Below are 8,598 nucleotides of genomic sequence, written 5' to 3'. Positions count from 1 at the left end.
ACTAACTATTTTATTTAGTTCCATTCTCTCAAGTGCCGGCTTTGCCCAAAGGGTAAATCTTGGAGATAGAGTTGAAGGAAAACCAAGGATCGTTGGGGGTACCCAGGTAGATATTTCGAAGCGTCCCTGGCAGGTAGCCCTGATCAATAAGTCCAATGGGGCGCAGTTTTGTGGGGGTACCATTATTGATGAATACTGGATTGTCTCGGCTAACCATTGTGTAGAATGGACTACTGCAGAAGCAATTCAGGTGCTGGCCGGAAGTACGGATAAGACTGACCTTGCCGGAGGGCAGCTTATCGATGTTGCAGAGGTCATCATGTATCCTGGCTATGTAAGTGCGGAAGAGGGATACGACCTTACACTTCTTCGTTTGGCAAAACCTCTGGATCTGAGTGGGCCTAAAGCGCAAAAAGTTGGTTATATTACCAAAACAGATGAGGCCAACGGGTTGATCAATGAAGGTGTAATAGCTACCGTTTCAGGGTGGGGCACGTTGGAGTCAGGAGGAAATTCCTCCGATGTGTTGATGTCGGTAGATGTGCCGATCGTGACCAATGAAACAGCCAATTCGCTCGAATACAATGGGGCTATTACTGAAACTATGCTCGCTGCGGGAGATACAAAAGAAGGTGGGGTAGATGCCTGTCAGGGGGATAGTGGAGGTCCATTGGTGGTTCCTAATGCTGACGGCACTGGTTATTTGCTGGCTGGTGCCACAAGCTGGGGTGAAGGCTGTGCAAAGGCTACAGCTCCCGGTATTTATGCCAGGGTCTCATACTTTGCCGGCTGGATTGCAGAAACCTCCGGAGTGGTTAATAACAAATATGAAGGCTTGTTTATAAGCGAAATAGTAGAGGGAAATGAGACAGGAGATTTGCCAAAGTATGTTGAAATATACAATGCTTCGGAAAAAAGTTATAACCTGAATAACGTGGCGATAAAAGTCTATACCGATGCGAAGCCTGAGGCACCGGTTACCATATCCCTTTCTGGGGTAACCCTGGCACCCGAAGCTTCATATGTGATCTCACAAACAGCTTTTGAGGTCGCCTGGGGGTCTGATTTTTCTTCAGAAATCCCTGACCTTATTAATGCAACTCTTGATTTTGATGGTAATGACGTAGTGCGTTTGGTAGAAACAGTTGAGGGATACACCATCGACCAGTACGGGGTAACCGGCGCAGATGTAACGGCTGAATTCTTTTGGGATTATACTAACTCAATAGTAACCAGAAAATCTTTTGTCAGGGAAAGTAACTCCGGAGGTTTTTTAGAAAGCTCCTTTGCAAAGTGGGAGGTGAAGGCTTATTCTGCTTCCGGTGCTACTCCCGGCTCACACGTATCTGAGGTGCCGGCCAATGACGTAACACTAGGTTCAATTGCCAATATTTCGAACAATGAAGAATTGGCAATATGTGGTACGGATTATACTGTGACCCCGGAAGTCAGCATAAGGAACAGCAGCGCATCAGAAATCACTTCTCTTAAACTCAGCTTCGCATCTGATCTGGGCACCACCCCTATAGTTTATGACCTGAGCAGTAGCCCGCTGGCTGTAGGAGGATCAACAAAGCTGTCAGGGCCGACCATAGATTTTGGAGATTTGGGCAGCCATTCTATCTCAGTGGAAGTAGTATCTGTAAATGATGAGCTAGATGGTAATCCTACTAACAGTGAACCCCTTGAGGTTGATTTTAGTTTGATACAAGGCTATCAGATGACCTTCTCTATGGTTTTTGATAGTGAATCTGGTGATAATGGTTTTTTCATCGCCGATGAACAGCTTGAAATAATATATTCTGGTAATGGAGGAGAATCATTCGATGGATATAAATCGGGAGAGATCTATAAGGAGACCATCTGTTTACCTGCAGGGTTCTATTTCTTTGTGTTTGCTGATGTGGAACCAAACCCCAATGGTCCTGGAGGGGTGCCCGGTGAAGGGCTAAAAGATCCGGGAGAAGCCACCTTTACCATCAATGCTGAATCCGGAGATTTTGAAGTCGCTAAGGTTTCAGGCTTATTTTCTGAAGGGTGGTTACCTTTCGGTTTTAAATTGCCTTATGAAAACATAACAGATGCGTCTGTTGAAATCATGAGTCCGGTCGTAGGGGATTATAAAATGAGGTGTGATGTGAAGCAACCGGTCACAGTACAGGTTAAAAACGTTAATTCGCTAACGATTAATCAGTTTAGCCTGCGCTACGGTCTTTCCGGAGCTGCTACTTTGACCTATGACTACTCAGGAGAGCCTCTTCGGTCCGGTGCAGTCAGCACAGTTGTACTGGACGACTTCCCATTTGTAGAGGGTAACAATTCATTTGAAGTAAATATAGCCTCAGTAAATGGTAGTGGCGATACAGATGTTAATACTACGAATAACTCAAGTAGTGAAAGCTTTGAAATGTTGTTGCCTACTGATCAGGAACAGTTAACACTACAAGTTAAATTGGATAAAGATCCTGAAGAAGTTTCCTGGGAGGTAGTGAATGACAGCGACAAAGTGGTTGCCTCAGGGGCATTTGAAGAAGGGCATACCAATACAGTGAAGGAAGAGGTGCTGTGCCTGGCTGAAGGTACTTACACTTTCAGGCTATTAGATGATGTTGGTGACGGAGGCGCTGTTGCTACGGGTGTGGATGCCAATGGAAAGCAGGTTTTCAGTGTCGGACCCCATTTTAGTGACCAAACCGAAATAAAATTTACCTTGCCGTATGTTGCCCAGCCTGATGCTTCCATAGCAGTATTGAGCCCGGGAAGTGGGGAGGAGCTAAGCTTATGCCAGGCTTCACCAGGTGTTACAGCACTGATTCAAGTTACAAATGAAGGGAACACACCTGTTACGGCACTTGAGATCGCTTACGGGTTTGGAAGTCTGGATCACTCATCCTCTATTGATGGTTTGAATATTGAAGTGGGAAAAACACTTGACCTTGCTGTTGAAGTGCCCGTGTCAGCAGGCAGTGATACTCTCATATTTCAAATTGTTACTGTCAATGGGGTAGCCGATAAAAGTGAGAGCGGTAATACAGCAAAAGCAGGTGTCAATGTAACAATGGATAACTCATTAAACAGCTTGCGTGTTGAAATTAGAACGGATGAATATCCGGATGACTTTTCATACCAAATTTTGGACGGAAATGGAACCGTAGTGATAACATCCCCGAAATATTCCTACGCGCTTTCTACTATTATGGAAGATTATTGCCTTGCTGATGGGAATTACACCTTTAAAATTGCTGATAAGTTTGGGGATGGGGGTACTACAGTAATACTCACCAATGGGAATTCAGAAGTTGTTTTAGGTAAAGCTGAAGGAGGTTCTTATACTTCTGAAGTGGAAATTACGTTCTGTTTTGGTTGTGGTGAGGTGAAAGCACCTTTTAATTTGGTGGCAGAAGGAACAGTCAGTGGCGTGGCCCTTACCTGGGAAGAAAAGGCAGACAATGAGGAAGGGTTCCGGGTGGAAAGGTCTTTAGACCAGGAGAAATGGGAAGTCATAGCTACAGTTGGTGCTAATACAGTCACATATACGGATAAAGTCTCAAAATCAGGCACTTATTACTACCGGGTTGAAGCATTTAAAGCCAGCGAGGCATCTGGCTATAGCAATGTGGTAAAGGTTATGGCCGATGCTGTCATGGGGCTGGATGATAAACTTGTGACCCACAACATATATCCAAATCCGGTTGAGCAAGGTAGTGTGCTGACCGTAAAGACTCCAAAGAATAATGTAGAATCAGTAAGTGTGATAAACGTTATGGGTATTACGTTAAATACGAGCGTACAAAAAACTCAGGATCGCTTTATGGTTAACACAGATAAACTGCCCGTTGGCGTGTATCAGTTGATCATTAAACAGACGGACGGACGGGTGTCATTGCAAAGGTTTATTGTAAAATAAAATAAAGCAACAATACTCTGTCCGTTTGGATGGAGTATTGTTACCAATGACTATGAGAAAGACTCTATTCATACTTGTGGTATTTATATCATGCAGAAGCACCGGGCCGGTAGATGGTCAAAAAATGGAATCTAAGGGTAATGTAAAAAAACAGTTAAGCAGATCGTGGTCTATTACTTCTATGGGAGGAAGAAACCTTGAAAGTCACAAGTTTACCTACAAGCCCCCTGAATTAAAGCTGGATCTGATCAATGAAAAACTCAGTGGTTTTGGTGGCTGTAACAGGCTTTCAGGAACCATTACATTAAAAGATGGTCTGGTTAAGTTTGGTGCAATTTCTTCATCCAGGATGATTTGCTCCGATATTGATATTGAACAGCAATTGTTGGAGCAACTGAGTAATAAATCTTACCAATATGAAATAAGGAGGGGCCATCTTGTGCTGACGGAGGCATCCGGAAACGAGATAATAATGAAGGGTAATTAATACAAGCTTAGCTTAATTAATCAAATCTAAAAGTGATAATAAAGAATGAAAAAAATATCTTTTATATTAAATGTAGGAGTTTTAGTAGTAATAGCAGCCTTATCGGGTTGTAAAAATGACGATGATCCCGGATTGTCGGCTCCTGATCAGGCAGGTATTAATTTTTCAGGAACCTGGGAGATTGATGGATCGGCGCAGGCTGTACTGTTTCACACTGAAGATAGAACTGCGGGTTACAAGGATTTTAAATTAATAATAACCCACCAGGCAGGTACTAATGGCGGTACTTACACAGCAAGTAATTATCAGGTTGGCAGCTCTCCCTGGAAAGAAAGCGGCTCGTGGACATTCAATAGCGCAACTCCGGAGGCAAACTCTTTTGCAATAACGAGAAATGACGGGGTTATTGTGCAGGTTCTTATTAACAAACCGAATCTGAAGCTTAACTTTTCCATAACCGACCCTGGTACACAAACCGGAAGGACTGCGTCTGTAGAAGGTGCCTGGAGCTTTAACCTAACTAAGAAATAGGTTAAGTGAATTCCGGGATTAAAAAAGAGTTGTTTCAAAAGTATGTGGTTAGACAGTTTTATCACCTTTTGAAATAACTCTCTTTTCTTAGAGGCCGGATATTCTTGAATCTAGCGGAAATCCTGAGGAATCCCGAATTTTCTACCTCTATTCCCGCATCTCTTTTCCTTTTACATCCCTTGCGTACATTCCGCGTGACATTTTTTTTAAAAAAAAGCCATCCAACGTTTAGGGTGCTTAAAGAATTTCCTGCCTTATAAATAAACGACAATAGTGTGACAGATATCGAACAAAGAATACCGCGATTTCTCAAAGGAGAAAGTGGAAAAGAAGAACAGAGGCAAATGGAGAAATGGTTGCAAGATCCGGCTAACCGACAAGAATTTGAAAAATTCAAAGAAATATGGGAAGCCTCTGGCGAAGTTTATAAAGACTATACTCCGAACGTAGGCAAGGCCTGGGAAAATATCGAACAGCGAATATTGAGAAGTGAAGATGTTTCTTCGCCCAGTAGTATTGACCTGTGGAAGTGGATTGGCAGAGCCGCAGCTATTTTGGTTTTTGCAACAGGTATTGGGTGGTTGGCAATGCAATGGTTTCAGGAGCCTGACCATAATTTCTATGCGTCATTAATGGAGGTGTCAACTGCGTCAGGTATTGACTCCGTAGCGTTAAGCGACGGATCCATTATTTGGCTAAACCGGAATACCACAATTCAATTTCCTGAAACTTTTGGTACCAAAGAAAGAAGAATCATCCTTCGGGGTGAGGCCTTTTTTGAAGTTGAAAGGGACACTGAAAGGCCATTTATAGTAGAGGCGCAGGGAACTGTTACGCGTGTTTTAGGCACATCGTTTAATATTAACGCCCGGGTAAGCGAGGCTTCTGTCTCTGTTTTTACTGGTAAAGTATCCTTTTCGGAAGATAAAGACCCCGCGAATGAAGTAATACTTACCAAAGGGGAAAAAGCACAAATAAACCCGGTCAATAATCACATTAACAAATTTGCTGTTGATCCGAATGCCCTGGCCTGGAAAACTGGTGTGCTCGTTTTTCAAAATACTCCATTGCAGGAAGTGGCAATAGTATTGTCCGCCCACTATAACCAATCTGTCACTTTGGAAAACACCGATTCACTATCACTGACCACAAGCTTTGAAAAACAGAGCCTTGAAGAAGTGCTCGATGTGATCTCTATTACCCTGGATATCCGTTACGAAAAGGTTTTAGAAGGGTATATCTTAAAATAGAAACGAAGCAACAGAAAATATTGATCATGAAAATTTTATTTTTTACTCCGGCTCAAAGAGAGCGGAGGCCTGTAAATGTTTTGCTTAATAGTATACTATCCCAGCCCGGATATTGGGGAGGGCAGAAGGCCGGGCTGTGCCAACAGTTTTGCAGAGGCTTATTAATTCTCTTGTTAATGCTTGTTTCGTCAGTAGCTGTTATAGCTCAGGATGAACTTAGCGTCACAGTAGATTTCGATACCAGGAATACTACAGCCCGGGAGTTACTGGATAATCTGGGAAAGGTGGAGTCGGTTCACCTCTCTTATAATGAGAAAAAATTTAACCTTAACCAGGAAATTACTTTGCCAGCAAAAAATATGTCGGTAAAGGAGCTGCTGGATATTCTCGCAGAAAAGCTGGATATGGAATATCAGTTCCATGGGAAGCAGATCATCCTCAAACAAAAGAGTAAACCACAGGGGAAAACATCCTATACCGTGAGTGGGCACGTAAGGGATGAAGCAAACGGGGAGACACTGGTAGGGGCTACTGTTCAGTTAAAAAACACTACTACGGGAGCAGTAACAAACCTGTACGGGTACTATTCCCTGACGCTGCCACAAGGGGATTATACATTGGTTTTTACCTATATAGGTTATAAAATAACAGAAAAGCAGGTCCTGGTAAATAAAGACATCACCTTGTCCGTGGAACTCGCTGAAATGACGGAAGAACTGAGAGAGGTGGTGATCACCGCATACCGCCCTGATGATAATGTGGCCGTCAACCGGATGAGCTACAATAAGCTTGAGGCTAAAAAGATACAGCAGGTGCCGGCTTTATTTGGTGAAGCGGACCCTCTTAAAGTTATTAAACTACTGCCGGGTGTATCGATGACAGGGGAGCTGAGCTCTAACTACAGCGTACGTGGAGGTGGCTACGACCAAAACCTGGTACTGTTGGATGAGGCCGTAGTGTACAACCCATCGCACCTTATGGGTATCTTTTCGACCTTCAATAATGATGCGGTCAAAAACATGGAATTTTACAAGGGCAACCTGCCTGCCCGCTATGGAGGGAGGCTCTCATCCTTTCTGAACGTGCAAATGAAGGACGGGAATAACAAGCGTATTTCCGGTCAGGGTGGTGTAAGCCTGTTGGCAAGCCGGCTCACTCTGGAAATGCCAACCTTAAAAAACAGGGGGTCCTTAATGGTTTCCGGCCGCAGGAGTTACGCCGACGTCTTTTTCCGTCCTTTTACAAACGAAATTAAGGCTCTTTATTTTTATGATTTCAACTTAACGACCAACCTTAAAATTAATGAGAATAACAAGGTCTATTTTTCTGCCTACCGTGGAAGAGACGTATTTTCTACTGCTTTTGAAAAGGATTCAGACCATATCTCATGGGGTAATTTTATCTCAACCTTTCGCTGGAACCACTCCTTTAACAAAAAACTCTTCTCAAATCTGTCCCTGAGCTATAGCAAATACGATTATAAGCTTGGACAAAGAGTGGATAGTACAGGGTATGAAATGAATTGGAAGGCCCGTCTGCAGGATTGTACCCTAAAGATGGATTTTGATTATTTTCTTTCTCCACAACATACTGTAACCTTTGGTCTGTCTTCCACCTTACATGTATTTAATCCAGGTGCAATGAGCCTGAAAGAGAAGAGTAGTTATGAAGAGATAGAAACTTTAGACAGCAAGGCCCTGGAGCATGCTGCTTACCTGGGTACTGAGAGCAAGCTTTTGGATGGACGGTTGATGGTCAATCCCGGACTCAGGCTCTCCGTGTTCCAAAATGTAGGGGCCTATGCTTTGTTTAATTTTAATGATACATATGAGGTAACAGACTCGACTAATTACAAAAATGGTGACGTATTTAACACTTTCATAAACCTGGAGCCAAGGCTGGTAATGACCTATCGAATTGCGGATAACCTGTCATTGAAAGGTGGCTATGCCAGATCAGTGCAATACCTGCAGTTAGCCTCAAATACCCTTAGCGGCACTCCTTTGGATGTTTGGGTTCCATCTACGCCTAATGTAAAGCCACAAAAATGTGATCAGTACTCTATAGGGCTGTTTCAGAACCTTTTTGGCAATAAGCTGGAAACGTCAGTAGAGGTATTTTATAAGGACATGAAAGGTCAGATTGATTTTAAAGACGATGCCGATGTCTTATTAAACAAGCAACTGGAAGGGGAATTCAGGTTTGGGAAGGGGAGTGCTTCTGGCATAGAATTTATGCTGAGCAAGCCACATGGCAAATTAAATGGCTGGATCAGCTACACATATTCGAAATCAATACGGAAGATCGAAGGCGTTAATGATGGGTACGAATACCTTTCTGCCTACGACAGACCACATAATTTAGCAATAACGGCCAACTATCAGCTAAGCAAACGGTTAGGGTTTTCCTCTAACTGGGTATGG

The 8,598-nt window shown here is 43.2% G+C and carries 5 protein-coding genes; all 5 read left to right on the top strand.

The annotated features are described in order from the left end of the window. Positions 1 to 3,907 (top strand): trypsin-like serine protease (locus E1163_RS05275; protein WP_155170238.1); only part of this gene is annotated, 3,907 nt, incomplete at its 5' end. Between the two features lie 52 nt (positions 3,908 to 3,959). After that, positions 3,960 to 4,394, top strand: coding sequence for an META domain-containing protein (locus E1163_RS05270; protein WP_185155968.1), 435 nt, complete (start codon positions 3,960 to 3,962; stop codon positions 4,392 to 4,394). Between the two features lie 45 nt (positions 4,395 to 4,439). Further along, on the top strand, positions 4,440 to 4,925 hold the full coding sequence (locus E1163_RS05265) for a hypothetical protein (RefSeq protein WP_155170234.1): 486 nt from the start codon (positions 4,440 to 4,442) through the stop codon (positions 4,923 to 4,925). Between the two features lie 275 nt (positions 4,926 to 5,200). Beyond that, positions 5,201 to 6,175, top strand: coding sequence for a FecR domain-containing protein (locus E1163_RS31530; protein ID WP_155170232.1), 975 nt, complete (start codon positions 5,201 to 5,203; stop codon positions 6,173 to 6,175). Positions 6,176 to 6,351: 176 nt separating this feature from the next. After that, a partial coding sequence (locus E1163_RS05255) for a TonB-dependent receptor (protein ID WP_221417938.1) occupies positions 6,352 to 8,598 on the top strand: 2,247 nt, incomplete at its 3' end.

This window comes from Fulvivirga kasyanovii, from assembly GCF_009711405.1.
Taxonomy (GTDB): Bacteria; Bacteroidota; Bacteroidia; order Cytophagales; family Cyclobacteriaceae; genus Fulvivirga; species Fulvivirga kasyanovii.
The sequence above is the reverse complement of the archived record's forward strand: the minus strand, read 5'-3'. Positions and strand labels throughout refer to the sequence as shown.

Excerpts from the sequence above, each read along its gene's own strand:
- E1163_RS05265 (WP_155170234.1), top strand. The coding sequence starts at position 4,440 with ATGAAAAAAATATCTTTTATATTAAATGTAGGAGTTTTAGTAGTAATA.
- E1163_RS05270 (WP_185155968.1), top strand. The coding sequence starts at position 3,960 with ATGAGAAAGACTCTATTCATACTTGTGGTATTTATATCATGCAGAAGC.